Source organism: Kitasatospora sp. MAA19 (assembly GCF_029894125.1).
Lineage (GTDB): Bacteria > Actinomycetota > Actinomycetes > Streptomycetales > Streptomycetaceae > Kitasatospora.
In genome coordinates, this window is the sequence record NZ_JARXYZ010000001.1 from 417,917 (window position 1) to 443,917 (window position 26,001).

General features: G+C 71.5%; 22 protein-coding genes and 2 tRNA genes. 16 read left to right on the forward strand and 8 right to left on the reverse strand.

Annotated features, from left to right (window positions below; all coding sequences use genetic code 11):
* Window positions 1–34: 34 nt before the first annotated feature.
* The 10 genes from recF to P3T27_RS01905 all read left to right on the forward strand — a co-directional run bounded on the left by recF (window position 35) and on the right by P3T27_RS01905 (window position 10,533).
* Window positions 35–1,168 (forward strand): DNA replication/repair protein RecF, encoded by a 1,134-nt coding sequence (gene recF, locus P3T27_RS01860; RefSeq protein WP_280673900.1) that lies wholly within the window; start codon window positions 35–37, stop codon window positions 1,166–1,168.
* 106 nt (window positions 1,169–1,274) lie between these two features.
* Window positions 1,275–1,814, forward strand: a complete 540-nt coding sequence (locus tag P3T27_RS01865) for a DciA family protein (protein ID WP_280673901.1) — start codon at window positions 1,275–1,277, stop codon at window positions 1,812–1,814.
* A gap of 269 nt (window positions 1,815–2,083) precedes the next feature.
* A complete protein-coding gene (gene gyrB / locus P3T27_RS01870) occupies window positions 2,084–4,099 on the forward strand; it encodes a DNA topoisomerase (ATP-hydrolyzing) subunit B (RefSeq protein WP_280673902.1) in 2,016 nt (671 codons plus the stop codon).
* A gap of 58 nt (window positions 4,100–4,157) precedes the next feature.
* Window positions 4,158–6,770 (forward strand): DNA gyrase subunit A, encoded by a 2,613-nt coding sequence (gyrA, locus tag P3T27_RS01875; RefSeq protein WP_280673903.1) that lies wholly within the window; start codon window positions 4,158–4,160, stop codon window positions 6,768–6,770.
* 150 nt (window positions 6,771–6,920) lie between these two features.
* Complete coding sequence (locus P3T27_RS01880) at window positions 6,921–7,652, forward strand: DUF3566 domain-containing protein (RefSeq protein ID WP_280673904.1); 732 nt, start codon at window positions 6,921–6,923, stop codon at window positions 7,650–7,652.
* A 260-nt stretch (window positions 7,653–7,912) separates the two neighbouring features.
* A complete protein-coding gene (locus P3T27_RS01885) occupies window positions 7,913–9,307 on the forward strand; it encodes a cyclopropane-fatty-acyl-phospholipid synthase family protein (RefSeq protein WP_280673905.1) in 1,395 nt (464 codons plus the stop codon).
* A 16-nt stretch (window positions 9,308–9,323) separates the two neighbouring features.
* Window positions 9,324–9,400, forward strand: a tRNA-Ile gene (locus tag P3T27_RS01890).
* 138 nt (window positions 9,401–9,538) lie between these two features.
* A complete protein-coding gene (locus P3T27_RS01895; RefSeq protein ID WP_280674106.1) occupies window positions 9,539–9,874 on the forward strand; it encodes a DUF6191 domain-containing protein in 336 nt (111 codons plus the stop codon).
* Window positions 9,875–10,120: 246 nt separating this feature from the next.
* A complete protein-coding gene (locus P3T27_RS01900; protein WP_014137031.1) occupies window positions 10,121–10,249 on the forward strand; it encodes a DLW-39 family protein in 129 nt (42 codons plus the stop codon).
* A 211-nt stretch (window positions 10,250–10,460) separates the two neighbouring features.
* A tRNA-Ala gene (locus P3T27_RS01905) sits at window positions 10,461–10,533 on the forward strand.
* A 115-nt stretch (window positions 10,534–10,648) separates the two neighbouring features.
* On the opposite strand, the gene P3T27_RS01910 is transcribed toward P3T27_RS01905, so the two are convergent.
* Entirely contained in the window at window positions 10,649–11,419 is a 771-nt protein-coding gene (locus tag P3T27_RS01910; RefSeq protein ID WP_280673906.1) for a DUF5324 family protein, read from the reverse strand.
* A gap of 193 nt (window positions 11,420–11,612) precedes the next feature.
* On the opposite strand from P3T27_RS01910, the gene P3T27_RS01915 reads away from it, so the two are divergent.
* Complete coding sequence (locus P3T27_RS01915) at window positions 11,613–12,461, forward strand: rhomboid family intramembrane serine protease (RefSeq protein ID WP_280673907.1); 849 nt, start codon at window positions 11,613–11,615, stop codon at window positions 12,459–12,461.
* Between the two features lie 335 nt (window positions 12,462–12,796).
* Here the strand turns inward: P3T27_RS01915 and crgA are convergent, their stop codons facing one another.
* A complete protein-coding gene (gene crgA / locus P3T27_RS01920; protein WP_280673908.1) occupies window positions 12,797–13,045 on the reverse strand; it encodes a cell division protein CrgA in 249 nt (82 codons plus the stop codon).
* Window positions 13,046–13,221: 176 nt separating this feature from the next.
* Between crgA and P3T27_RS01925 the strand changes: the two genes are divergently transcribed.
* The 5 genes from P3T27_RS01925 to P3T27_RS01945 all read left to right on the forward strand — a co-directional run bounded on the left by P3T27_RS01925 (window position 13,222) and on the right by P3T27_RS01945 (window position 16,986).
* On the forward strand, window positions 13,222–13,980 hold the full coding sequence (locus tag P3T27_RS01925) for a DUF881 domain-containing protein (protein ID WP_280674107.1): 759 nt from the start codon (window positions 13,222–13,224) through the stop codon (window positions 13,978–13,980).
* A 69-nt stretch (window positions 13,981–14,049) separates the two neighbouring features.
* Complete coding sequence (locus tag P3T27_RS01930; RefSeq protein ID WP_280673909.1) at window positions 14,050–14,229, forward strand: hypothetical protein; 180 nt, start codon at window positions 14,050–14,052, stop codon at window positions 14,227–14,229.
* Window positions 14,230–14,292: 63 nt separating this feature from the next.
* Window positions 14,293–14,955: an aminodeoxychorismate/anthranilate synthase component II gene (locus P3T27_RS01935; protein ID WP_280673910.1), complete on the forward strand. Its 663-nt coding sequence runs from the start codon at window positions 14,293–14,295 to the stop codon at window positions 14,953–14,955.
* A 5-nt stretch (window positions 14,956–14,960) separates the two neighbouring features.
* Window positions 14,961–16,103 carry a class E sortase gene (locus tag P3T27_RS01940; RefSeq protein ID WP_280673911.1) on the forward strand — a complete coding sequence of 381 codons (1,143 nt, stop codon included), beginning with the start codon at window positions 14,961–14,963 and terminating at the stop codon, window positions 16,101–16,103.
* 37 nt (window positions 16,104–16,140) lie between these two features.
* Window positions 16,141–16,986, forward strand: coding sequence for a class E sortase (locus P3T27_RS01945; RefSeq protein WP_280673912.1), 846 nt, complete (start codon window positions 16,141–16,143; stop codon window positions 16,984–16,986).
* Window positions 16,987–17,087: 101 nt separating this feature from the next.
* Here P3T27_RS01945 and pknB read toward each other — a convergent pair whose 3' ends face one another.
* The 6 genes from pknB to P3T27_RS01975 all read right to left on the reverse strand — a co-directional run bounded on the left by pknB (window position 17,088) and on the right by P3T27_RS01975 (window position 25,600).
* Complete coding sequence (gene pknB / locus P3T27_RS01950) at window positions 17,088–19,226, reverse strand: Stk1 family PASTA domain-containing Ser/Thr kinase (RefSeq protein WP_280673913.1); 2,139 nt, start codon at window positions 19,224–19,226, stop codon at window positions 17,088–17,090.
* A 260-nt stretch (window positions 19,227–19,486) separates the two neighbouring features.
* Complete coding sequence (locus P3T27_RS01955; protein ID WP_280673914.1) at window positions 19,487–20,944, reverse strand: penicillin-binding transpeptidase domain-containing protein; 1,458 nt, start codon at window positions 20,942–20,944, stop codon at window positions 19,487–19,489.
* Complete coding sequence (locus P3T27_RS01960) at window positions 20,941–22,317, reverse strand: FtsW/RodA/SpoVE family cell cycle protein (RefSeq protein WP_280674108.1); 1,377 nt, start codon at window positions 22,315–22,317, stop codon at window positions 20,941–20,943. The genes P3T27_RS01955 and P3T27_RS01960 overlap by 4 nt, the downstream gene beginning before the upstream one ends.
* 160 nt (window positions 22,318–22,477) lie before the next feature.
* Window positions 22,478–24,103: a protein phosphatase 2C domain-containing protein gene (locus P3T27_RS01965; protein WP_280673915.1), complete on the reverse strand. Its 1,626-nt coding sequence runs from the start codon at window positions 24,101–24,103 to the stop codon at window positions 22,478–22,480.
* A 53-nt stretch (window positions 24,104–24,156) separates the two neighbouring features.
* A complete protein-coding gene (locus P3T27_RS01970; protein ID WP_280673916.1) occupies window positions 24,157–24,693 on the reverse strand; it encodes an FHA domain-containing protein in 537 nt (178 codons plus the stop codon).
* Between the two features lie 46 nt (window positions 24,694–24,739).
* Window positions 24,740–25,600, reverse strand: a complete 861-nt coding sequence (locus P3T27_RS01975) for a DUF3662 and FHA domain-containing protein (RefSeq protein ID WP_280673917.1) — start codon at window positions 25,598–25,600, stop codon at window positions 24,740–24,742.
* Window positions 25,601–26,001 lie beyond the last annotated feature (401 nt).

A 26,001-nucleotide genomic window follows, 5' to 3' on the forward strand; every position in this document is an offset into this window, starting at 1 on the left:
GTTTGTCCACAGAAGGCGAGCGCAGTCCACAGCCATGCACGTCGCGCATCTGTCGCTCGCCGACTTCCGGTCGTACGCCCGGGCCGAGGTCCCCCTCGACCCGGGCGTGACGGCCTTCGTGGGGCCCAACGGCCAGGGCAAGACCAACCTGGTCGAGGCGATCGGCTACGTCGCCACCCTGGGCAGCCACCGGGTCGCCACCGACGCCCCGCTGATCCGGCTGGGCGCCGAGCGCGCGGTGATCCGCACCTCGGTCGTGGACCGCGGCCGCTCCACCCTGGTCGAGCTGGAGCTGACCCCGGGCAAGGCCAACCGGGCCCGGATCAACCGCTCCGACAACGTCCGCCCGCGCGACGTGCTGGGCCTGCTGCGCACCGTCCTGTTCGCCCCCGAGGACCTCAGCCTGGTCAAGGGCGACCCGGGCGAGCGCCGCCGCTTCCTGGACGAGCTGCTGACCGCCCGGGCCCCCCGGATGGCCGGGGTCCGGCAGGACTACGAGCGGGTGCTCAAGCAGCGCAACGCCCTGCTGAAGACCGCCGCGATGGCCCGCCGGGCCGGTGGCGGCAAGGGCGCCGACCTCTCCACCCTGGAGGTCTGGGACGGCCATCTGGCCCGGGCCGGCGCCGAGTTGACGGCCTTCCGGATCCAGCTGGTGGCCGCCCTGCAGCCGCTGGTGGCGGCCGCGTACGGGCAGCTGGCCCCGGGCGGTGGCGACACCGCCCTGGAGTACCGCAGCTCCTTCGAGGGCGGGCTGCCGACCAGCCGCGAGCAGGCCGAGGAACAGCTGCTGAACGCGCTGCAGGCGATCCGCAAGCAGGAGGTGGAGCGCGGGATCACCCTGGTCGGCCCGCACCGCGACGAGCTGGTGCTCAAGCTCGGCCCGCTACCCGCCAAGGGCTACGCCAGCCACGGCGAGTCCTGGTCGTTCGCGCTGGCGCTGCGGCTGGCCTCGTACGAGCTGCTGCGCGCCGACGGCGGCGAGCCGGTGCTGATCCTGGACGACGTGTTCGCCGAGCTGGACGCGGCCCGCCGGGACCGGCTGGCCGAACTGGTGGCCGACGGCGAGCAGGTGCTGGTCACCGCGGCGGTCGCCGAGGACGTGCCGAAGGCGCTGGCCGGAGCCCGGTTCACGGTCGCCGACGGCGCCGTCCGTCGGATCGACGCCTGACTTCCCCGGCACACCCGCAACCGCCGCCCGTGCACTCCCGTAGGCTGGACGGCTCATCGGCGCGCACCCGCGACCGTTGTCCACAGGCTGGGGAAAGGAGATCGCCGTGAGCGAGCCGGCGGAGCGCTCCCCCCAGCCGGGCGACCCGGCACCGACCGGCGCCGACCTCGCCCGCTCCGCCCTGCGGGCGGCCCGGGCCCAGGCGCGGCAGCGCGGCGAGCAGGTCCGGGAGAAGCGCGAGGCGAAGCGGTACGGACTGCGCAGCGGTGCCCGGTCGGACGGCCGCGACCCGGTCCCGTTGGGGGCGGCGCTGAATCGGCTGCTGACCGAGCGGGGCTGGGAGTCCTCGGCCGCGGTCGGCGGGGTGATGGGCCGGTGGCCCCAGATCGTCGGCCCGGACATCGCCGCGCACTGCCACCCCTCCTCCTACGACGACGCCGCCGCGGTGCTCACCGTGCAGTGCGACTCCACTGCCTGGGCCACCCAACTGCGCTGGCTGGCAAGGCAGTTGGTGGCCCGTCTGAATCACGAGCTGGGCCACGGCACGGTCCGCACCATCAAGGTGCTCGGCCCGGCGGCGCCCGCCCGGGGCTACGGCCGGCTGCGCGCGCCGGGGAGCAAGGGGCCGGGCGACACCTGGGGCTGACCGCGGGGCCGGCCCCACGGCGACCGACGCCGAGCGGACCACGATCTTCCGGAACCCCTGACAGCCCTTCCAGGCGCTCTGGGCCCCCGGGGCGAGTATCGGGACACGTGCAGAGGGGATTCAGGGCGGCATATCTGCCTTCAAGGGCTGCCAAACGCCCATCTCTGTCAGTCGTACCGGTAGACTGAGAGCCAAACACTGTTGCTAGTGGCAACCGAGTCTAAACGCCGTGGTCGCACGCCCGCCCGCACGGGGCGGGATTGCGGCCCGTGCTGTGCCAGAGAGGGCGCTTCGTGGCCGATTCCGGCAACCCCAGCCAGACCCCAGACCAGACCGACCAGGCTTCCTACACCGGTAGCAACATCCAGGTGCTGGAAGGCCTCGACGCCGTCCGCAAGCGCCCCGGCATGTACATCGGTTCCACCGGCGAGCGCGGTCTGCACCACCTGGTGCAGGAGGTCGTGGACAACTCCGTCGACGAGGCGATGGCCGGGTACGCCGACACCATCGACGTCACGATCATGGCCGACGGCGCGATCCGCGTCGTCGACAACGGCCGAGGCATCCCCGTGGACATCGTCCCCGGCCAGGACAAGCCGGCCGTCGAGGTCGTGCTCACCGTCCTGCACGCCGGCGGCAAGTTCGGCGGCGGCGGCTACGCCGTCTCCGGCGGCCTGCACGGCGTCGGCGTCTCCGTGGTGAACGCGCTGTCCACCAGGCTCTCCGTGGAGATCCACAAGGACGGCAACACCTGGACCCAGGACTACAAGATGGGCGCCCCGGTGGCCGCCCTGGCCAAGGGGGAGCCGACCGACCGCACCGGCACCACGGTCACCTTCTGGGCCGACAGCGACATCTTCGAGACGACCGTCTACTCCTTCGAGACGCTCTCCCGGCGCTTCCAGGAGATGGCCTTCCTCAACAAGGGCCTGTCGATCTCGCTCACCGACGAGCGCCCCGAGCACGTGGACGAGGAGGGCAAGCCGCTCACCGTCACGTACAAGTACGACGGCGGCATCGCCGACTTCGTCGCCCACCTCAACTCCCGCAAGGGCGAGGTGATCCACCCCTCGGTGATCGACTTCGAGGCGGAGGACAAGGACAAGGCGATCTCGGTGGAGATCGCGATGCAGTGGAACTCCTCCTACACCGAGGGGGTCTACAGCTTCGCCAACACCATCCACACCCACGGCGGCGGCACCCACGAGGAGGGCTTCCGCGCCGCGCTGACCGGCCTGGTCAACCGCTACGCGCGGGACAAGAAGCTGCTCCGCGAGAAGGACGACAACCTCTCCGGCGAGGACATCCGCGAGGGTCTGACCGCGATCATCTCGGTCAAGCTCGGCGAGCCGCAGTTCGAGGGCCAGACCAAGGACAAGCTCGGCAACACCGAGGCCAAGACCTTCGTCCAGAAGGTCGTCTACGAGCACCTCAACGACTGGCTGGACCGCAACCCCAACGAGGCCGCGGACATCATCCGCAAGTCCATCCAGGCCGCCACCGCGCGCGTCGCCGCCCGCAAGGCCCGCGACCTCACTCGCCGCAAGGGCCTGCTGGAGTCCGCCTCGCTGCCGGGCAAGCTCTCCGACTGCCAGTCCAAGGACCCGTCCGAGTGCGAGATCTTCATCGTCGAGGGTGACTCCGCCGGCGGCTCGGCCAAGCAGGGCCGGGACCCGCGTACCCAGGCCATCCTGCCGATCCGCGGCAAGATCCTGAACGTCGAGAAGGCCCGGATCGACCGGGTGCTGCAGAACACCGAGGTCCAGGCGCTGATCTCGGCCTTCGGCTGTGGCATCCAGGAGGACTACGACGAGTCCAAGCTCCGCTATCACAAGATCGTCCTGATGGCGGACGCCGACGTCGACGGTCAGCACATCCGCACCCTGCTGCTCACCCTGCTGTTCCGCTTCATGCGGCCGCTGGTCGAGTCCGGGTACGTCTACCTCGCCATGCCGCCGCTGTACAAGATCAAGTGGGGCAAGGACGACTTCGAGTACGCCTACTCCGACCGCGAGCGCGACGCGGTGATCGCGGCCGGGGTGGAGGCCGGGCGCCGACTCCCCAAGGACGACGCGATCCAGCGCTTCAAGGGTCTCGGCGAGATGAACGCCGAGGAGCTCCGGGTCACCACCATGGACGCCGAGCACCGGCTGCTGCTCCAGGTCACCCTGGAGGACGCCGCCCGTGCCGACGAGCTGTTCTCCGTGCTGATGGGCGAGGACGTCGAGGCGCGCCGCTCCTTCATCCAGCGCAACGCCAAGGACGTCCGCTTCCTGGACGTGTGACGCCGCCCGACCGGCAGCGAACCACGTACCAGTCCGCGTGAAAGGAAACTGACCACCAGTGGTCGACGACAACCGTCCCGAAGGCGAACAGCCCGAGACCCCCGAGGCCCCCGAGGCCACCGCCCAGGCGACCATGCGGATCGAGCCGGTCGAGCTCGAGACCGAGATGCAGCGCTCCTACCTCGACTACGCGATGAGCGTGATCGTCAGCCGGGCGCTCCCCGAGGTCCGCGACGGCCTCAAGCCGGTGCACCGACGCGTGCTCTACGCGATGTACGACGGCGGGTACCGCCCCGAGAAGGGCTACTACAAGTGCGCCCGCGTCGTCGGCGACGTCATGGGCAACTACCACCCGCACGGCGACACCTCGATCTACGACACCGTGGTCCGCCTGGCCCAGCCGTGGTCGCTGCGGATGCCGCTGGTGGACGGCAACGGCAACTTCGGGTCCCCGGGCAACGACCCGGCCGCGGCCATGCGCTACACCGAGTGCAAGATGATGCCGCTGGCCATGGAGATGATGCGCGACATCGACGAGGAGACCGTCGACTTCGCCGCCAACTACGACGGCCGCTCGCAGGAGCCGACCGTCCTGCCCGCGCGCATCCCCAACCTGCTCGTCAACGGTGCCACCGGCATCGCGGTCGGCATGGCCACCAACATCCCGCCGCACAACCTCCGCGAGGTCGCCTCCGGCGCGCTCTGGGCGCTGGAGCACCCGGAGGCCTCCAACGAGGAGCTGCTGGAGGCCCTGATCGAGCGGATCAAGGGCCCCGACTTCCCGACCGGCGCGCTGATCGTCGGCCACCGCGGGATCGACGAGGCCTACCGCACCGGCCGCGGCTCGATCACCATGCGTGCCGTGGTCGAGGTCGAGGAGATCCAGGGCCGCCAGTGCCTGGTGATCACCGAGCTGCCGTACCAGGTCAACCCGGACAACCTCGCGCTGAAGATCGCCGACCTGGTCAAGGACGGCAAGGTCGCCGGCATCGCCGACGTCCGCGACGAGTCCTCGTCCCGCACCGGCACCCGCCTGGTGGTCGTGCTCAAGCGCGACGCGGTCGCCAAGGTCGTGCTGAACAACCTCTACAAGCACACCGAGCTGCAGACCAACTTCGGCGCCAACATGCTGGCCCTGGTCGACGGCGTGCCGCGCACGCTGTCGCTGGACGCCTTCATCCGGCACTGGGTCAACCACCAGGTCGAGGTCATCGTCCGGCGCACCACCTTCCGGCTGCGCAAGGCCGAGGAGCGCGCCCACATCCTGCGCGCGCTGCTGCGCGCCCTGGACGTGATCGACGAGGTCATCGCGCTGATCCGGGCCTCGGCGAGCGCCGACGCCGCCCGCACCGGCCTGATGGGACTGCTCTCCATCGACGAGCTGCAGGCCAACGCCATCCTGGAGATGCAGCTGCGCCGCCTGGCCGCCCTGGAGCGCCAGCGGATCATGGACGAGCACGACGAGCTGCAGCGCAAGATCGACGAGTACAACGCGATCCTGGCCTCGCCGATCCGCCAGCGGGAGATCATCTCCGAGGAGCTCACCGCGATCGTCGAGAAGTACGGCGACGAGCGGCGTTCCACCCTCATCCCGTCCGACGGCGACCTCTCGATCGAGGACCTCATCGCCGAGGAGGACATCGTCGTCACGATCACCCGCGGCGGCTACGTCAAGCGGACCCGCTCCGACCTCTACCGCTCGCAGAAGCGCGGCGGCAAGGGCGTGCGCGGCGCGCAGCTCAAGCAGGACGACATCGTCGACCACTTCTTCGTGACGACGACGCACAACTGGATCCTGTTCTTCACCAACCGGGGCCGGGTCTACCGCGCCAAGGGTTACGAGCTGCCGGACGCCGGACGCGACGCCCGCGGCCAGCACGTGGCCAACCTGCTGGCCTTCCAGCCGGAGGAGCACATCACCCAGGTGATGGCCGTGCGCACCTACGAGGACAAGCCGTACCTGGTCCTCGCCACCCGGGCCGGCCTGGTGAAGAAGTCCGCGCTGAAGGACTACGACTCGCCGCGTTCCGGCGGCCTGATCGCGATCAACCTGCGCCAGGACGAGGAAGGCCGGGACGACGAGCTGATCGGCGCCGAGCTGGTCTCCGCCGAGGACGACCTGCTGCTGGTCTCCAAGAAGGCCCAGTCGATCCGCTTCACCGCGACCGACGACGCGCTGCGCCCGACCGGCCGCGCCACCTCCGGCGTCAAGGGCATGGCCTTCCGCGAGGACGACGAACTGCTCTCGATGAACGTCGTCCGCCCGGGGACGTACGTCTTCACCGCGACCGATGGTGGGTACGCCAAGCGCACGGCCGTGGACGAGTACCGTGTCCAGGGGCGGGGCGGCTACGGCACCAAGGCGGCGAAGATCGTCGAGGGCCGGGGCTCGCTGGTCGGCGCGCTCGTGGTCGACGACAGTGACGAGATCATGGCCATCACCCTGTCGGGTGGGGTGATCCGGACAAGGGTTTCCGAGGTTCGTGAAACCGGACGTGACACGATGGGCGTCCAACTGATCAACCTCGGAAAGCGCGATGCGGTCGTGGGCATGGCCCGCAACGCGGAAGCCGAGGACGAGGAGACGGCGGACGACGAGGTCACGGACACCGAGTCCACCGAGACGGCCGAGGGTACGGAGACGACGGTCGGCGGCGACGCCGGGATCTGAACCGAACCACGGGCCGGTGCCGTCGCGTCCAGAGAGAGGACGCGGCGGCACCGGTCGCCGACCAGTTCCGGGCAATCCCGCCGGGCGCTGGATGACGAGTGACGAAGCAGGGCGGTGCCGCCGCCCTGGTGGGAAGTGCGGGAGGACCAGGTGAGTGGAGCCACGGGTGCTGCGGGAGGACCCTCCGGCGGCCGTCCGGGCGCGCAGGGCGGGGGTGGGTACGGCGTTCCGCAGCCGCCGGCCGAGCACTCGGCGTCCACCTCGCTGATGCCACCGGTCGGCGGCGGGGGCCAGAGCGGCGCGACCTACGGCGGCCAGACGCCCCCGCCGCCGCCGGGTGCACCGGCGCCGGGCGGCGGCTTCTCGCAGCCGACCACGTACGCCAAGGGGCAGCCGACCCCGGGCCGGGGCACCCGGACCAGCGGCAACACCCCGCCCGGCGGCACGCCCGTCCCGGGTGCGGCGCGCCGGCCGGCCGGCCCGCCCGCGGCCGCCGGCCCGGGCCTCGGCCGGACCCGCAAGGCCCGGCTGCGGGTGACCAAGGTCGACCCGTGGTCCGTGATGAAGGTCAGCTTCCTGCTGTCGCTGGCGGTCGGGATCATCATCATCGTGGCCGCCGCGGTGCTGTGGATGACGCTGGACTCGCTCGGCGTCTTCAGCTCGCTGACCAAGACCCTCAAGGACGTCACGGGCTCGGACAGCACCGGCGGCCTGAACCTGATGGACTACGTGGGCTTCGGCAAGGTGATGACCTTCACCGCGCTGATCGCCGTGGTCGACGTCGTCCTGCTGACCGCGCTGTCCACGCTCTCGGCGTTCATCTACAACGCGGCGGCCGGCTTCACCGGCGGCGTCGAGCTGACCCTGGCCGAGGAGGACTGACCCCGGCCGGATCCTGACCCTGGGTCATCTCCCCGTCCACGGACGGAATGTCCGGGCCCCGCAGGCTGTTGCAGCCTACGGGGCCCGTCGGCATTTCGGGTGACAGACGGCGACCCGCGGCGTGCCGTCCGGAAGCCGGTCGGTCGCAGTGGGATTAGCTGGATGGCGCCCGGTCCACGCCTGGGAGTGCCGCAGGCCGCCCCCGGTCCGCCCGACCGGGTCTGATGACGTTCCGTAGGACGGCTGGACGGAGGCGCGCGGTGGCGAAGCTCGCAGGTCAACTGGTCGAGGCCCTGGACGGGCTGTTGGGGGTCCCGGTACCGCTGCGGGTACAGGTCTGGGACGGCAGCGTCGCGGGGCCGCCGGGAGCCCCCACCGTGGTCCTGCGCAACCGCCGGGCGCTGCGCCGGCTGCTCTGGCAGCCGGGCGAGCTGGGCCTGGCCCGGGCCTACGTCGCGGGAGACCTGGAGATCGCCCCCGGCACGGACCTCTACGAGGTGCTGTCGGCCGTCGGGCGGTTCGCCGAGCGGCCGGAGATCCGCCGCCTCGACCTCGGCCCGCGCGACGTGCTCGGCGCGAACGGCCGCCGCGTCCTCGCGGCCGCGCTGCGGGCCGGGGCGCTCGGCCCCGAGCCCACGCCGCCCCCGGAGGAGGTCCGCAAGGCCCGCGGGCGGCTGCACAGCCGCAGCCGGGACCGCGCGGCCATCAGCCACCACTACGACGTCGGGAACGACTTCTACGGGCTCGTGCTGGGCTCCTCCATGGTCTACTCGTGCGCCTACTGGGCGCCGGAGGCGAAGAGCCTGGAGGCCGCCCAGGAGGCCAAGCTCGACCTGATCTGCCGCAAGCTCGGCCTACGGCCCGGGATGCGCCTGCTGGACGTCGGCTGCGGCTGGGGCTCGCTGCTGCTGCACGCGGCCGAGCACTACGGCGTCACCGCCGTCGGTGTCTCCATCTCGCGGGAGCAGGTCGCGCTGGCCCGTCGGCGGGTCGAGGAGGCCGGCCTGGCCGGGCGGGTGGAGGTCCGGCTCCAGGACTACCGGGAGATCGTCGACGGCCCGTTCGACGCGATCTCCAGCGTCGGGATGGCCGAGCACGTCGGGTCCGAGCAGTACCGGGTCTACGCCGAGGGCCTCTACGGGCTGCTGGTGCCCGGTGGCCGGCTGCTCAACCACCAGATCGCCCGCCGCCCCGACCACCCCGGTGAGCCGCACCGCACCAGCCCCTTCATCGACCACTACGTCTTCCCCGACGGCGAGCTCTCCCCCGTCGGTTCCACGGTGGCCCGGCTGGAGGAGGCCGGTTTCGAGGTCCGGGACGTCGAGTCGCTGCGGGAGCACTACGGACTGACCCTGCGCGAGTGGGTGGCCAACCTGGAGGCGCACTGGACCGAGGCCGTCCAGTTGGTCGGCCGCGGTCGGGCCCGGGTCTGGCGGCTGTACATGGCGGCCAGCGCGCTCGCCTTCGAGCAGAACCGGATCGGGATCAACCAGATCCTCGCCGTCCGCAGCACCGAGCAGGGCGCGGCCGGCCTCCCGTCGACCCGTGAGGAGTGGCTGCTGCGCCCGGCCGCGGGAGTGCCGCAGCTGGTCACCGGGGTCCCCGCCGCGGGCCCCGCCGACCCGGATTTGGGAGATCGGCCATCGGTCCGCTAATCTTTCAGTGCGGCAAGGGCCTATAGCTCAGACGGTTAGAGCGCTTCCCTGATAAGGAAGAGGCCACAGGTTCAAGTCCTGTTAGGCCCACCACCGCGAAGGGCCCGGAGTCATGTACTCCGGGCCCTTCGGCGTTTCCCCGGCCGCTCCGGGAACCGCGTGTCCCGCCCGGCTGTTCTCCGGGGAGGGGACGTGTGGAGGGATGGTGACGACGTGGCGGTCTTCTGGGCGATGAGCATTCCCGGACTGGTCTGCGCCCTGCTGGTGCTCGCCGTGGTCGACCAGCTCGCGTTGCGGGCGTGCCGGTCGCGCTGGGTGCCGTGGCGGGGGACCGGTCGGGAGGGGCAGATCTCGGCCACCGGCTTCGAGCAACTGCACGCGCAGTTCGCCGCCGGCAAGCAGCACGAGCTGGACGAACGCGGCAGCACCCTGATGCTGCGCGACGAGGAGGGCGAGGGGGCGCCGCCCCGGACCAGGGTGGACCTGGCGGGCGGGAAGGCCGTGGTGGTGGCGCCGTCGAACCGCCCGTCCGACCGCCTGCCGAAGCGCCCGTCGGGCACGCCGTAGGGCCCGGCCCGCGCGGGCCGACCGTACGGCAGGAGGTGCTGCGTCAATCCTTCGTCCGGACCGCCGGGTTGGCCGCAGCGGTGGCTGGTCACGATTGGGACACCGGTGTGTATCATCGGCCGCAAGGGCAGTCTGGCACCCGGCAGCCCGCTCGCGCTCGAAACACAACTGGACTCGTCGGCCCGGTCAGTCCGGCCGGAGCACCGGCTCTTGAGTCCATCAACGCAAGAAGGACGAGGTCCCGCGGTGAAGAAGCTTCTCCTGGTCGCCCTGGTCGCCCTCGGCGGCTTCTTTGTCTACCGTCAGGTCCAGGCGGACCGCGCCGAGCAGGACCTGTGGACCGAGGCCACCGACCCGGTTCCGGCCGGTCGCTGAACCCCGGACGATCTGACGATCGACGATCTTCGGAGGCGCCCGAGCGCGCCTCCCGGGCCGGCCGGCCCGGTCATCCGACCGGATCGGCCGGACCCCAGGCACCGCCCGGACGCCGCCTCGGCGGCAGCTCCGGTCGGCCCCGGGGGAGGGCGCTGGGAAAAGCGCCGGAACCCGGTACGCTAGTGCCCGTCGGCACCCGCGGTGCCGTCGAGGGGCATTAGCTCAGTTGGTAGAGCGCTGCCTTTGCAAGGCAGATGTCAGGAGTTCGAGTCTCCTATGCTCCACAGCACGCGCGAAGCGGCTGACCTGCACCAGCGGGTCAGCCGCTTTCGCGTTTCCCGGCTCACGTCAGCGCCGACCTCAGCACCGACGTGGGCACGCGCGGGTCGGGGCGCCGGGTCAGTGCGGCTTGCGCGGGTCGTGCGGCTTGGGGCGGTCGTCGTCGGGCTTGCCGGGCTCCGTGCCGGGCCCGGCGGTGGCGGGCGGGGCGCTCTGCGGGCCGCCGGCGGCGTCCGGGAAGGTGCCGTTGACCGGTGCCGGGGCCGCCGCGTCGGCCGCGTGCGCGCCCGTGGGCCGGTCGGCCGGGGGCTCGACCAGCCACTCCGGGCTGCTGTGCCGGCGCCACCACTGCCAGGCCAGGACGCCGCTGCCGATCGCCAGCGCGCCGGCCACGGCGAGGCCGGTGGCCCAGCCGTTGCACCGCTCCTTCCTGGCGTTGCGGGCGGCGAGCTCGCTGATCTCGGCCGAGGTGACGTGGCCCTGCAGCGCGGTCAGCGCGGCGGCGCCCCGGGTCTGGGCCTCGTGGGCGACCGGGGTGACGGCGGCGCGGGCCTCCTCGACGGCCTGGGCGACCCTGGGGCCGACCGTGGAGCGGGCCTGGTCGGCGGCGCGGGCGGCGGACAGGCGGGCCGCCAGGGCGGCCTCCTGGGCCCGGTGGAAGGCCTTCAGGGCGTTCTGCTGGGCTTCGGGCGGCAGGCTGGCGAAGGCGTGACCGAACTGCGGGGCGAGGTGCCGGTCGTAGTGGACACGGAGCCCGTGGGCGGCCTGGGCGGCCTTCGGACCGAAGGTGTCCAGGGCGGGGCCCAGACGGTGCTTGGCGCCGTCCGCGAGCTGCACGGCGGTGTCCCGGGTCTTGGCGGCCGTCTCACGGGCCGAGTCCGAAAAGGTCACGAGTTCTCTCCTCCTGGGTGGCGTCCTTTATGCACATATCCACCTGAATGCTGATCATGCATGCTGATTTGCCCATCGGCATGTCGGAGTGGGCCGTACGCGGGGTCCGGAAGAGGTTCCGGGGGCGCCCGGCGCCGGCCCGGCCGCAGTAGGCTGGCGATTTCGGCGGTCGTGTACGGGAAGGGAACACCTCATGCTGACCGGCTGCTACCGGCACCCGCAGACGGCCACCGGGGTCTCCTGCGCCCGCTGCGAGCGCCCGATCTGCCCGCAGTGCATGGTGGGCGCCTCGGTGGGCTTCCAGTGCCCGGAGTGCGTCGGGGACGGGCACGCCGGGATGCGGCAGGCGACCACCCGGTTCGGCGGGGCGCTGGCGCCGGACGGCGCGCTGGTCACCAGGGCGCTGGTCGGGATCAACGTGGTGGTCTTCGTACTGGCCGCCTACGTGCTCGCGCCGCGGCTGGGCGAGACCTGGTCGCTGTTCAGCGCCGGGCGGGCCGTCCTGGGCGGCCCGAGCGGCGTGGCCGACGGTCCGAGCCAGTGGTACCGGCTGCTGACCGCCACCTTCGTGCACCTCCAGTGGTGGCACGTCGGCATGAACATGCTGGTCCTGCTCTGGCTCGGCCCCGCGCTGGAGGAGGCGCTCGGCCGACTGCGCTTCCTGGCCCTCTACCTGCTCTCCGGCCTGGCGGGGAGCACCTTCGCCTTCCTGCTGGCCGGAAACTCGATGAACACCGTGGGCGCCTCCGGGGCGATCTTCGGGCTGATCGGCGCCACGGTGGTGTTGCAGCTGCGCAGCCGGGGCCCGGTCGCCCCGGTGATGGCGTTCCTGGTCTTCAACCTGGTCATCACCTTCGCGCGGACGGACGTCATCGACTGGCGGGCGCACATCGGCGGTCTGGTGGTGGGCGCGCTGACGGCGGCCGGTCTGATGTACGCCCCGCGCGAGCGCCGCGGCCTGGTGCAGGGGCTGGCGGTGGCGGGGTCGGCGGCCGTGGTGGCGGCGATGCTGCTGATCGGGATGGCCCGCTACGGCGCGTGACGCCGCGGGGTGTTTGTCCACAGCGGGTGCGGGGTTGTGCACAGGCTGTGTGCCGCCCCGGGTGTGGACTGCTGTTCTACGCGCGTCCTGCTGTGCGGTTTTCCCGTTCCCCGGGGGTTGTGCACAGCTGTGGAAAGTCCGCGGCCGCAAAGTTATCCACAGGCTGGGGAGACTTTTCCCCAGTGTGGATAACCATGTGGATAAGCGTGACAGTCCGATTGTGGGGATAGCCGACCGGTTTCCCGCCCGAGTCCGGGCATGCCGGACCGCCGCCCAGGGCGAGCGATCCGGAGCGGCGGAGGCGGCCCGGGAAGGGCCTCAGGAAGAGCGGGGCGTCACTTCCACTGGGTGGAGACGCCGAACCCCGCGGCGATGAAGCCGAAGCCGACCAGGATGTTCCAGTTCCGCCAGCTCTCGACCGGGTAGCTGCCGCTGGTCACGTAATAGGTGACGATCCAGACCAGGCCGATCAGGAACAGTGCCAGCATCAGCGGTGCGACCCAACTGCGGCCCGAACTGATCTTCACCGTGGCCGTCGTCGGCGGGGTGTAGTCGGACTTCTTGCGGAGTCGAGACTTCGGCACGAGGAGCTCTCCTGTCGATGCGCTGTGAGACCGCGCAGAGGTGCAGCGGGGGGTCGGTAGGCGGGTGGTGGGCTGTGCGGAACGCATGGGACCGCTCCCGCACATGCCACCGGCGTCCGTTAGCGTAGTGGCTCGGCGGGTCTTAAGGAGATAAGGGTACGGTGCCTAATTTGTCGATTCCCCCTCGGCCGACCAGTACCCGCCGCTCCGGCACCCGAATTGTCGGACGTGCCCTGACGTGCGCGGTTTTCGCACTCGCCGGACTGCTCTTCTACATCAGCGCGCAGACCGCCCGCGGCACCGACCTGCGGACCGACAACTCGCTGCTGAGCCTCGGCGACGTGATACGCCAGCGCAGCGCGCAGAACCAGCAGGCGCAGTCCCAGCTGGCCGACCTCCAGGCCCGCGCGCAGGAGCTCACCGGGCAGCAGGGCGGCAACCCCGCCGACGCGGCCCGACTGGACGGCCTGCGGCTCGGCGCGGCCCTGGAGCCGCTGCAGGGCGGCGGCCTGACCGTCACCCTCAACGACGCCCCGCCGAACGCCACCGCGCGCATCCCGGGCGTCCCCGAGCCGGGCGTCAACGACCTGGTCATCCACCAGCAGGACATCCAGGCCGTGGTCAACGCGCTGTGGCGGGGCGGCGCCGAGGGCGTGCAGGTGATGGACCAGCGGCTGATCTCCACCAGCGCTGTCCGCTGCGTCGGCAACACCCTGCTCCTGCAGGGCCGGGTCTACTCGCCGCCGTACGTGGTCAAGGCGGTCGGCCGCACGGACGGCCTGAAGGCCGCCGTGGACGCCGACCCGACGATCCGCACCTACCTCAAGTACGTCCAGGCCTACGGGCTCGGCTGGAAGGTCCAGGAGAGCGGTGACCTGACCCTCCCCGGGTACTCCGGCACCACCGAGCTGCGGTCGGCGGGCGGGCAGCAGTAGCGGACCGGCCCCGCGGTCGTTGATCCCGGGTCTACTCTTGACCCCAGTCCGCTACGTCGAGGGAGCACCATGTACGGCTGGATCTGGCGTCACCTCCCGGGGAACACCCTGGTTCGCGCCGTCATCTCGCTGCTCCTCGTCGTGGGGATCGTCTACCTCCTCTTCACCTACGTCTTCCCGTGGGCGGAACCGTTGCTCCCCTTCGGTGACGTCACAGTGGACGGCGGCGACGGTGCCGCGGCCGGCTGACCCGGCGGCCCTGCTCCGCCACCCAGCCGACCCTGCCCCGCATCCCACGGAGACCACGCGAGAATGACCACCCAGCCGACCGCGCCCCGCATCCTGGTCGTGGACAACTACGACAGCTTCGTCTTCAACCTGGTCCAGTACCTGTACCAGCTCGGCGCCACCTGCGAGGTGGTGCGCAACGACGAGGTGACCGTCGAGCACGCCGTCCGCCGCTCGGGCGAGGAGGGCTTCGACGGGGTGCTGCTCTCCCCCGGGCCCGGGGCGCCCGAGGAGGCCGGCGTCTGCATCGCGATGGTGCACCACTGCGCGGGGATCGGTCTGCCGGTGTTCGGCGTCTGCCTGGGCCTGCAGTCGATCGCGGTCGCGTACGGCGCGGTGGTCGGCCGGGCGCCGGAGCTGCTGCACGGCAAGACCTCGCTGGTCGAGCACGAGGACGGCGGGGTGTTCGAGGGCCTGCCCTCGCCGATGACGGCCACCCGGTACCACTCGCTGGCGGTCGACCCGGCCACGGTGCCGGACGAGCTGGTGGTCACCGCGCGCACCGGCAGCGGCGTGATCATGGGCCTGCGGCACCGCGAACTCCCCGTCGAGGGCGTGCAGTTCCACCCCGAGTCGGTGCTCACCGAGGGCGGGCACCGGATGCTCGCGAACTGGCTGGCGGAGTGCGGCGACCCACGGGCCGTGGACCGGTCGGCCGGGCTCGCCCCGGTGATCGGCCGGGGCTGAGCGGCGTGACCGCGCTGCGTCCGGAGGGGCGTTACCAGCCGGAGACGGGCCCGTACGAGGGGCAGCCGTACGGCGGCGCGCAGTACGGCAACGGCCAGTACGGCAACGGACAGTACGACAACGGCCAGTACGACAACGGACAGCACTACGGCGACCGGCCGTACCCGGGGCAGGCCCAGCCGGGGCAGGGTGCCGCCGAGGACGCCTGGGGCGTGTACGAGCAGGCCGAGCAGCCCGCCGCGTCCGGCCCCGAGTACCCGTGGCTGCCCGACCAGACCCTGCAGCTTCGCCTGCCCCTCGACGTCGGCGGGCCGGTCGCCGAGCCGGCCCCGCCCACCGGCGGCCGGGCCGAACGGCGGCGGGCCGCCCAGGGCCGGACCTCCGTGCGCGCGGGCGTGGGGCGGCGCCGGGCGGCCGGCCGCGGTGCCGGGGCGCGGGTGCGGCCCAAGGAGTCCGCGGCCGTGGTGACCGCGCGGCTCGTCGGCGAGCTGTGCATCACGCTCGGCGTGGTCATGCTGCTCTTCGTCTCGTACCAGCTCTGGTGGACCAACGTGCAGGCCGACGCGGCCGCCTCCGGTGCCCGGAACCAGTTGGAGCAGCAGTTCGACGCCGCGCAGGCGCCGCCCAAGCCCGGGCAGCCGGCCCCGGACCCGGCCAAGCCGGAGGCGTTCGAGCCCGGCAAGGGCTTCGCCATCATCTACCTGCCCAAGCTGGGGCTGAAGTTCCCGATCGCCGAGGGCACCTCCAAGCCGGCGGTGCTCGACAAGGGCCTGGTCGGCCACTACACGGGCACCGGGATGCCGGCCGACAAGGCGGGTAACTTCGCGCTGGCCGCGCACCGCAACACCCACGGCGAGCCGTTCCGGTACATCAACCAGCTCGGCAAGGGCGACAAGGTCGTGGTGGAGACCGCCACGGCGTACTACACCTACGAGATCACCGGCGGCATCCCGGAGACCTCCCCCAGCAACGTGAGCGTGATCAAGCCGGTCCCCAACGGCGCCGGGTACGCGGGCGCCGGCCGCTACATCACGTTGACCACCTGCACGCCCGAGTTCACCTCCAAGTTCCGCCTCATCGTGTTTGGCAAGATGACCGAGGAACGGCCGCGCAGCCAAGGCAAGCCGGCCGCGATCACGGGCGGGTAGCCGCCCGCGCACCCGGCACAAAGGGGGAGCACCGGAGATGACGGACGAGACCGCGCAGTCGGCCGAGCCACAGGAGGAGGCCTTCCCGCCGCCCCGGCCCGGCCCGGCGCCCGCCCGGCGCGGCCGCGGCCGCGCGCTGGCCGCGCTCGGCGTCCTCGGCGAACTCCTGATAACTCTGGGCCTGGTGCTCGGCCTGTTCGTCGCCTACTCGCTGTGGTGGACCAACGTGGAGGCGGACCGCTCGGCGGCCGCGGCCTCCGGCAGACTGCGCGACACCTGGGCCGCGAGCCCGACCGGCACCCCCTCGGCGGCCCCCGGCGAGACGCCCGGCGCGACGCCCAGCGCGACGCCCGGCAAGACGCCCGGCGCGACGCCCACCGCGCCGTACGCGGCCGGGGACGCGGTCGGCTTCCTGTACGTCCCGGCGATGGGCAAGGACTACCAGGTGCTGATCCGGATGGGCACCGACAGCGGCACCCTGGCCGAGGGCGTGGCGGGGGTGTACGAGCAGCCCTACCGGGCCGCGATGCCCTGGGACGAGGCCGGCAACTTCGCGCTGGCGGCCCACCGGGACGGCCACGGCGCCAAGTTCCACGACCTGGACGCCGTCCACAAGGGCGCCGCGATCGTCGTCGAGACCAAGGACAAGTGGTACGTCTACCGGGTCGACAACACCCTGCCGGAGGCCTCCAAGTACGACACCGGCATCGTCGCGCCCGTCCCGGTCGGCTCGGGCTACGCCGGCCCCGGCCGGTACATCACGCTGACCACCTGCACGCCCGTGTACACCTCGCGCTACCGGATGGCGGTCTGGGGGAGCCTGGTCCGGGTGGACGACGTGGACGCCAAGCGCACCCCGCCGCCGGAGCTGCGCTCCTCCTGAGCTCCGCGGAGAACGCCCGAGGGCCCGTCGCAGTCGTTGCGACGGGCCCTCGGGCGTTCCTGCTCAGGACAACCAGGCCTCAGAACCAGGGGAACCAGGGCTTAGTTGTTTCCCCCTTTGGTGTTGGAGGGTGTCGGGGGGACGGGGGGGAGGGGGTCGCCCCCTTTGGGTGGATCGGCCGGCTTCGTGACGAGCTGCACCTGGGTGTTCGGGTCCAGCTGGGTGCCGGCCGGCGGGTTGGTGTTCATCACGGTGGCGTTCGGGTCCGAGGGACCGGACACCACCGTGAAGCCCAGACCGGCCTTCGTCAGCTGCGAGATGGCATCCGACAGCTTGACGTTCTGCAGCGCCGGGACCTGGGGCTTGTCCTGCGCCTTGTAGACCGTCAGCGTGATCTTCGTGTTGGCCGGGGCCTTGGTGCCGGCCGGGACGGACTGCTGGGCGACGGTGTTCACCTTGGTCGGGTCGTTGGTCTGTGCCGTCTTCGAGGCGTCGACCTGGAAGCCCTGGCCCTCCAGCTGGGCCTGCGCGACCTCCTTCTGCATGCCGACCACGTTCGGCACGGGCAGCTTCGCCTTGCCCTGCGAGACGGTCAGCTTGACCGGTGCGCCCGGGTCGGCCGAGCCGGACGCCGGATCCTGGGCGGTGACCGTCTCCTGCGGGGCGGTGTCGTCGTCCTTGTACTCGGTGGTGACGTTGGTGAAGCCCGCGTCGTTGAACGCCTTCGTCGCCTGGTCCTTGGTCTTGCCGATCACGCTAGGCACCGGCGTCTTGGCCGGGCCCGAGGAGATCTGCACCGTGATGGTGGCGTTCTCGGCGACCTGACCGCCGACCACCGGGTTCTGGGTGCAGACCTGGTCCTTCTTGATGTTGGCGTCCGGGCAGGCGATCTTGTCGCCCTCGGTCACCACGAGCTTGGGACCGGCCGCGGCGGCGGCCGTCTTGGCGTCCGCCAGGCTCTTGCCGACCAGGTTCGGCACGGAGACCTTCGGGGTGTCCTTGGCGCCGTTGCCGTTGAACATGGCCTGGGCCACGAAGAAGGTGCCGACCAGGACCAGCACGGCGGCCACCGCCAGCACGATCCAGGAGGTGTTGCTCTTCTTCGGCGGCTCCTCGCCGCGCCGGCCGCCCTCGCGGCCGTAGCCGTCGTCGGGACCGCCGCCTGACGGGCCGCCGGCGTAGGTCTGGCCGTAGCCGTCGTCCTGGTAGCCGCCCTGCGGCCCGTAGCCGGGCTGTCCGCCGGCCTGCGGCAGGACGGTGGTCGGGCCGCCGCCGGGCTGCTGCGGGAGCACGTTGGTCTGGCCGTACGGGTCGTGCTGCTGCGGGTAGCCGTTCTGGTCGTAGCCGTACCCGGCGGCGCCCATGCCGTACGCGGCGGCCTGCTGGGCGGCGGCCACCGGCAGGCCGTCGAGGAAGCGCTCGATGTCGTCGCGCATCTCGTCGGCGGACTGGTAGCGGTAGTCGCGGTCCTTGGCGAGCGCCTTCAGCACGATCGCGTCGATCTCGGGGCGCACCTCGGGGTCGAACACGGACGGCGGCTGCGGCTCCTCCCGGACGTGCTGGTAGGCCACCGCGACCGGGGAGTCGCCGACGAACGGCGGGCGGACGGTCAGCAGCTCGTAGAGCAGGCAGCCGGTGGAGTAGAGGTCGGAGCGGGCGTCGACCTGCTCGCCCTTGGCCTGCTCGGGGGAGAGGTACTGGGCGGTGCCGATGACGGCCGAGGTCTGCGTCATGGTCATCCCGGCGTCGCCCATCGCGCGGGCGATGCCGAAGTCCATGACCTTGACGTTGCCCTGCCGGGTCAGCATCACGTTGGCCGGCTTGATGTCGCGGTGCACGATGCCGGCGCGGTGCGAGTACTCCAGCGCCTGCAGGATGCCGATGGTCATCTCCAGCGCGCGCTCCGGCAGCAGCCGGCGGCCGGAGTGCAGCAGCTCGCGCAGGGTGGACCCCTCGACGTACTCCATCACGATGTACGGGATGGAGATGCCGTCGATGTAGTCCTCGCCGGTGTCGTACACGGCGACGATCGCGGGGTGGTTCAGGGACGCCGCGGACTGCGCCTCGCGGCGGAAGCGGGCCTGGAACGACGGATCCCGGGCCATGTCGGCCCGGAGCGTCTTCACTGCGACGGAACGGCCGAGCCGGGTGTCATGGGCGAGGTACACCTCGGCCATGCCGCCGCGTCCTAGGACGCCGCCGAGCTCGTACCTGCCGCCGAGGCGGCGAGGCTCTTCCATAGTTCCGACCCTCTCCCTCACCCGCCGGTGAGGTTGTGACGTAGGTGTCCCCGCACGCTCTGGGTGACGCCGCGCGGGCCTCGACCGGTTCTCCGGCAGGGCCGTGCGCCGTCTCGCGGGCGGCAACGGGCACACCCGCTGCTGGCGGATACGCTACCGGTCGTACCGTGCCGGGCCGGAGTCGGCCGTCGGCCGATATCAGACCGGTATCCGGACGAGGGTGCCGATCGTGACATTCGACTCACCACCGGGCCCCCTCCCTACTTGCCGAGCACGGCCTGCATCACCGCCTTGGCGATCGGGGCGGCCAGCCGGCCGCCGCTGATGCCGTCGCGGTTGTCGGAGCCGTCCTCGACCACGACCGCGACCGCGACCGACTGGCCGTCGGAGGTCTTGGCCCAGGAGGTGAACCAGGCGAACGGCAGCCCGGCGTTGTCCTCGCCGTGCTGCGCGGTACCGGTCTTGCCGCCGACCTGCAGGCCGGGGATCTTGGCGTTCTTGCCGGTGCCGTTCTCCACCACCGAGACCATCAGGTCCTGCATCTTCTGCGCGGTGCTCGGGCTCATCGGCTGGGAGAACTGCTTCTCGGTGTGCTTGGAGATGGTGGTCAGCGAGGCCGAGCGCTCCTGGTCGACCAGGTACGGCTGCATCAGGCTGCCGTTGTTGGCGATCGCGGCGGAGACCATGGCCATCTGCAGCGGGGTGGCGCGGGTGTCGTGCTGGCCGATCGAGTCCTGCGCGGTGCCGTCCAGGCTCGCGCTGTCCGGGAAGATGCTCTTCTCGGAGCGGACCGGGGTGTCGATCGTGCTGTTGAAGCCGAACTTCTCCGCCTGCGCCCGCATCTTCTCCTTGCCGAGGTCGGCGCCCATCTTGGCGTAGACCGTGTTGCAGGACTGGTCCATGCCGGACTTGAGCGTGGCGTTCTCGCAGCGCTCGGTGGGGCTCTCGTTGTTCAGCACGGTGTTGGTGCCGGGCAGCTTGTACGGGTCCGGGGTCGAGGTGGCGTCGTTGATGTTCTGGTACAGGCCGTTCTCGAACGCGGCGGTCGCGGTGACCAGCTTGAACGTCGAGCCGGGCGGATAGGTCTCCTTCAGCGCCCGGTTCAGCATCGGCTTGTTCGGGTCCGCGTTGAGGTCCGTCCAGGCCTTGGAGTCACCGCTCTCGCTGCCGGCGATGGTGCCCGGGTCGTAGGACGGGGTGGAGACCAGGGCCAGGATCGCGCCGGTCTTCGGGTCCAGCGCGACGGCGGCGCCCTTCTTGTCGCCCAGGCCGTCCCAGGCGGCCTTCTGGGCCTTGGCGTTGATCGTCGTGACGACGTCGCCGCCGCGCTTCTGCTCGCCGGTCAGCATGTCCAGGGTGTTGCGGAAGAACAGCCGGTCGTCGGTGCCGGAGAGGATGCCGTCCTCCAGGCTCTCCAGCTGGTTGGAGCCGAAGACCTGGGAGGAGTAGCCGGTGACCGGGGCGTACATCGGGCCGTCGACCCAGGAGCGCTTGTACTTGTAGCGCAGGCCGTTGACGAAGTCGGACTTCGTGACCGGCTGGCCGCCGACGATGATGTTGCCGCGCGGGTGGGCGTATCGGTCGTACTGCTGGCGCTTGTTGTTCTTGTTGGTGGCCCAGGACTCGGCCTGGACGCCCTGCACCCAGTTGGTGCGCACCATCAGGGCCAGGATCAGGACGAGGCAGAAGATCGAGACCCGGCGGATCGGCTTGTTCATCGGGCGGGTCCTCCCTGGCCCTCGGTGGCCGGGGCCGGTTCGACCCCGGGTCGTCGCGCGCTGTCGCTGATCTTCAGCAGGATCGCGATCAGCGCCCAGTTGGCGACCACGGACGAACCGCCCTGGGCGAGGAACGGCATGGTCATACCGGTCAGCGGGATCAGTCCGGTGACGCCGCCGGCCACGACGAAGACCTGGATCGCCATCGCCGAGGCGAGGCCGACGGCGAACAGCTTGCCGAACGGGTCGCGGGCGGCGAGGGCGGTGCGCAGGCCGCGCTGCACCAGCAGCGCGTACAGCAGGAAGATCGCCATCAGACCGGCCAGCCCGAGTTCCTCGCCGAACGAGCCCAGGATGAAGTCGCTCTTGGCGGCGAAGTTGATCAGCCAGGAGCGGCCCTGGCCGAGGCCCGAGCCGGTCACCCCGCCGGAGCCGAGCGCCATCAGCGACTGGCCGATCTGCTCGGTGGCGCCCGTCGGCGGGTGCGGGCCGAAGGCGGCCATCGGGTCCAGCCAGGCGTCGATGCGGACCTTGACGTGGCTGGTGGTCATGGCGACCGCGACCGCGCCGCCGACCGACATCAGCAGGCCGAACAGGATCCAGCTGGTCCGCTCGGTGGCGACGTAGAGCATCACCACGAACAGGCCGAAGAACAGGAAGGACGTGCCGAGGTCGTTCTCGAAGATCAGGATCAGCAGGCTGAGCAGCCAGATGACGACGATCGGGCCGAGGTCGCGGCCGCGCGGCAGGTACAGGCCCATGAAGCGGCGGCTGGCCAGCGCCAGCGCGTCCCGCTTGACCATCAGGTAGCCGGCGAAGAACACGGTCAGGATGATCTTGGCGAACTCGCCGGGCTGGATGGAGAAGCCGCCCAGCCGGATCCAGATCTTGGCGCCGAAGTCCTCCGCCCGGGCCGGGAAGAAGGCCGGCGCGGCGAGCAGGACCAGGGCCGCCACCATCGAGATGTACGTGTAGCGCTGGAGCACCCGGTGGTCCTTCAGGAAGACCATCACGGCGATGAACAGCCCGATCCCGAGGGCCGACCAGATCAGCTGGTTCCGGGCCGCCGGGAAGTTGGCGGTCAACAGCTTGCCGGCCTTGTCGAGCCGCCAGATCATCACCACGCCGAGCCCGTTCAGCAGGGTGGCGATCGGCAGTATCAGCGGGTCCGCGTACGGCGCGAAGCGGCGCACCAGCAGGTGTGCGATCAGGGCCAGCGCGCCCATGCCGAGGCCGTAGCCGAGCATGCCGGCGGGCAGTGCGGAGTCCATCGCGAGGCCCACGTTGGCGTACGCGAGGATCGGCAGCACGACGGCGAAGGCCAGCAGGGCCAGCTCGGTGTTGCGCCGGTTCGGCGCGCCCTGCGGGGAGATGGTGGTGTTGCCCCGGCGTCGGCCGGTGGCGCGCTCGGCCGCCGTCCGGCGTCGGCCGGCCCGGCCGGAGTCGCCGCTCAGGTCGTAGGTGCTCACGTGGTGACCGCTCCCTGACGGCCGGCAGCCCCGCTCGGGGCGGGCCTATGTCGGATCACGGAGGTCACTGCTTCGGGCAGGAGTCGGCCCGGCTGCGCTCCTCCTCGGTCAGCCCGGGCAGCTCGCCGGTCGAGCCGGTGTTCGGCGCGGTGGCGTTCGGCGCGGGGGCCGGCGTGCTCGGGGCGGTCGGGGTCGGGGTGGCCTGGGGGGTGCTGGTGGGGGCCGCCGCCGCCGGGCCGCGGGTCTTCTCGCCCGGGGTGGGCGTGGTGGCCAGGAACGCGGCGTGGGTGGCCTGCGTCGTCTGGGGGGTGCCCTGCGCGGCCGGGTTGGCCCGGGCGTCGGCGACCTTCTTGCAGAGCTTGACCCAGCCGTCGAGCTCCTGAACGGTCGTGTTGGCGTCGTTCAGGCTGCCGACCGAGATGGTCTTGCCGAGGTGGCCGCGCTGGTCCTGCGGCAGGTACCGGAGCTCGACGTCCTTGTACGAGGTGTGCACCGAGGACAGGCTCAGGCCGGCCAGGTTCTGGTTGATGCCCTGGTAGACCGCGACGTGGTCGCCGTCCTCGCCGACGTAGTACTGGTCCTGGGTCCACTGGTAACCGAAGAACCCGGCGCCGCCGAGCAGGCCGAGGGTGACCAGGACGGCCAGCGAGACGGTGAGGCCCCGGCGCCTGCGCTTCGGGGGCGCCTCCTCGTCGAACTCCTCGGTGCCGTACACCGAGGGCTCGCCGGAGCCGTAGCCGTCGTACTCCCCCTCGTAGCCCTCGGCGGGGCCGAAGCCGCCCTGGGCAGCGCCGTAGCCCTCGGCCGGGCCGAAGGCGCCCTGCGGGGCGCGCCCGAGGCCGGCCGCGCGGCCGGCCGGGGTGTCGGCGATCGAGCGGTCCGCGGCGGTCGAGGACGGCGGGGTGTCGGCGACCGCGCCGACCACCACCGGGACGTCGTTGAACTGGCCGCTCATGGTGTCCGTGGCACCGACGTCGATGACGTCCGCCACGATGCAGGTGATGTTGTCCGGACCGCCGCCGCGCAGCGCGAGCTGGATCAGCTCCTGCACGGTCTGCTCGGGCGAGTAGTAGCTGCCGAGGGTGTCCTGGAGGGTCTGGTGGCTGACCGGGCCGGAGAGGCCGTCGGAGCAGATCAGGTAGCGGTCGCCGGCGCGGACCTCGCGGATCGACAGGTCGGGCTCGACCTGGCCGCGGCCGTCGAGCGCCCGCATCAGCAGCGAGCGCTGCGGATGGGTCTCGGCCTCCTCCGGCGTGATCCGGCCCTCGTCGACCAGGCGCTGCACCCAGGTGTGGTCCTGGGTGATCTGCACCAGCGAACCGTCACGCAGCAGGTAGGCGCGGGAGTCGCCGACGTGCACCAGGCCCATCCGCTGGCCCGTCCAGAGCATGGCGGTCAGCGTGCAGCCCATGCCCTCCAGCTGCGGGTCCTCCTCGACCATCTGCCGGAGCCGGTCGTTGGCGCCCTGGACGGCGTTGCCCAGCAGGGTCAGCAGGTCGGCGCCCGGCACGTCCTCGTCCAGCCGGACGATCGAGCCGAGCACCTCGGAGGACGCGACCTCGCCGGCCGCCGCGCCGCCCATGCCGTCGGCCACGGCCAGCAGCCGCGGCCCGGCGTAGCCGGAGTCCTCGTTCCCCTCCCGGATCAGTCCCTTGTGGGAGCCGGCGGCGAAGCGCAGCACCAGGGTCATGCGACCTGTGCCCCCCTCTGGGTCATGGACGGGATGCTGTCCCTCATGCGCTACTACTTCCGCAGTTCGATGACGGTCCTGCCGATACGGATCGGCATGCCCGGCTGGAGCGGGGTGGGCGCGGTCAGGCGCTGCCGGTCCAGATAGGTGCCGTTGGTGGAGCCTAGATCCTCGACCGTCCACTGCCCAGTCTGATCCGGATAGATCCTGGCATGCCGGGAGGACGCGTAGTCGTCGTCCAGCACGATGGTGGAGTCGTGCGCACGGCCCAGGGTGATGGTCTGGCCCTGGAGTGCGACGGTGGTGCCGGCCAGTGAGCCCTGCACCACCACGAGCTGGGTCGGGGCGCCGCGGCGGCGGCCACCGCCCTGGGTCTGGCCCGCGGCGGCGGCCGGGGCGGGCGTGGCGCGCCCGGTGGCGGCCGTGGTGGCCGCACCGCCCGAGGGCGCAGCGGCGCCGCGACGGGAGGACCGGGGGTTCACCTTGGTCCCGAACAGGTCGCTGCGGATCACCTGGATCGCGACGATGACGAACAGCCACAGCACGGCCAGGAAGCCCAGCCGCATGACCGTGAGGGTCAGTTCTGACATGGCCGGCCCGCCTGTCGGTGAGCGAGGCGCGCGAACAACTCGGACACTACCCTTCGACCTGTCGGTAGACGATGGTGGTGGAGCCCACGACGATGCGGGAGCCGTCGCGGAGCGTAGCGCGCTGGGTGTGCTGGCCGTCCACCACGATGCCGTTGGTGGATCCCAGGTCGAGCACCATCGAAGGGGTGCCGGGGCGGATCTCGGCGTGCTTGCGGGAGACCCCGGGGTCGTCGATCCGCACGTCCGCCTCGGTCGAGCGGCCGAGCACGCAGGCCGCGCCGGTGATCTGATGGCGGGCGCCGTTCACCTCGATCCAGCGGCGGACCGAGGCGCCGTGGCCGGCGCCGGGGAACGCGCGGACGTTGCCGCCGGACGTCGCGGGCGGGCCCGGGGGCATCGCCGGGGGCGCGGCCGGTGGCGGCGGGGGCGCGTTGAACTGGCCGGCGCCCTGCTGCTGCCACGGTGCGCCGGGGGCCGGGGCGGCCGGCTGGCGGTCGTAGCCGGGCTGCTGCGGGGCGTACTGCTGCTGTTCCTCGGCGGCCAGGGTGCGGCTGCGCACCCGGTACAGCCCGGTGTCCAGGTCGTCGGCCTTCTCCAGGTTCACCTGGAGCGGGCCCATGAAGCTGTACCGCTGGGCCTCCGCGTACTCGCGGACCATGCCGGCCAGCTCGGTGCCCAGCTGCCCGGAGTAGGGGCTGAGCCGCTCGTGGTCGTGCGGGCTCAACTCGACGATGAAGTCGTTCGGCACGACGGTGCGGTCGCGGTTCCAGATGCTCGCGTTGTTGTCGCACTCGCGCTGCAGCGCCCCGGCGATCTCCACGGGCTGGACCTCGGACTTGAACACCTTGGCGAAGGTGCCGTTGACGAGACCCTCAAGTCGCTGCTCGAACTTCTTCAGCACTCCCATGGGGCACCCCCTTCCAGGGTTCGTTCGCCTGCCTGCCGACCGGATCCCACCCGGGAGTCGGTCGTGCCTACTTGCGGTACTTCCGTACTGATCGTATCCACGCCGGGCCCTTCCGTACGGTTCCCGGACAGCGTGGTGCCCGGGGGTGGGCTCGGACACACAGGGTGACGCATACCGGGTACGGCACGCCAGGTGTGCCCGTCCGGACGGGCTCCCATCCCTCGCTCACCCGTTCGTCGTGCATCCGTTCGGATGCGGTTCGGCCCGCCGAAGAACGGATTCGGAGCGGTCCCCCGGGTCGTGCTACTGTTTTCCACGTCGGAAGGGCCGCCCGCAAGGGAAGTCGCTCCAAGGAAACGCGAAGACCACATGGTACCGAGCGGTTCCGAAGATCGGTCGGC

What these genes read in the sequence shown, in the direction of transcription:
- recF (WP_280673900.1), top strand. Translation starts at nt 35, where the DNA reads ATGCACGTCGCGCATCTGTCGCTCGCCGACTTCCGGTCGTACGCCCGG.
- P3T27_RS01895 (WP_280674106.1), top strand. Translation starts at nt 9,539, where the DNA reads ATGAGCATTCCCGGACTGGTCTGCGCCCTGCTGGTGCTCGCCGTGGTC.
- P3T27_RS01915 (WP_280673907.1), top strand. Translation starts at nt 11,613, where the DNA reads ATGCTGACCGGCTGCTACCGGCACCCGCAGACGGCCACCGGGGTCTCC.
- P3T27_RS01930 (WP_280673909.1), top strand. Translation starts at nt 14,050, where the DNA reads ATGTACGGCTGGATCTGGCGTCACCTCCCGGGGAACACCCTGGTTCGC.
- P3T27_RS01935 (WP_280673910.1), top strand. Translation starts at nt 14,293, where the DNA reads ATGACCACCCAGCCGACCGCGCCCCGCATCCTGGTCGTGGACAACTAC.
- P3T27_RS01945 (WP_280673912.1), top strand. Translation starts at nt 16,141, where the DNA reads ATGACGGACGAGACCGCGCAGTCGGCCGAGCCACAGGAGGAGGCCTTC.
- pknB (WP_280673913.1), bottom strand. Translation starts at nt 19,226, where the DNA reads ATGGAAGAGCCTCGCCGCCTCGGCGGCAGGTACGAGCTCGGCGGCGTC.
- P3T27_RS01955 (WP_280673914.1), bottom strand. Translation starts at nt 20,944, where the DNA reads ATGAACAAGCCGATCCGCCGGGTCTCGATCTTCTGCCTCGTCCTGATC.
- P3T27_RS01965 (WP_280673915.1), bottom strand. Translation starts at nt 24,103, where the DNA reads ATGACCCTGGTGCTGCGCTTCGCCGCCGGCTCCCACAAGGGACTGATC.
- P3T27_RS01970 (WP_280673916.1), bottom strand. Translation starts at nt 24,693, where the DNA reads ATGTCAGAACTGACCCTCACGGTCATGCGGCTGGGCTTCCTGGCCGTG.
- P3T27_RS01975 (WP_280673917.1), bottom strand. Translation starts at nt 25,600, where the DNA reads ATGGGAGTGCTGAAGAAGTTCGAGCAGCGACTTGAGGGTCTCGTCAAC.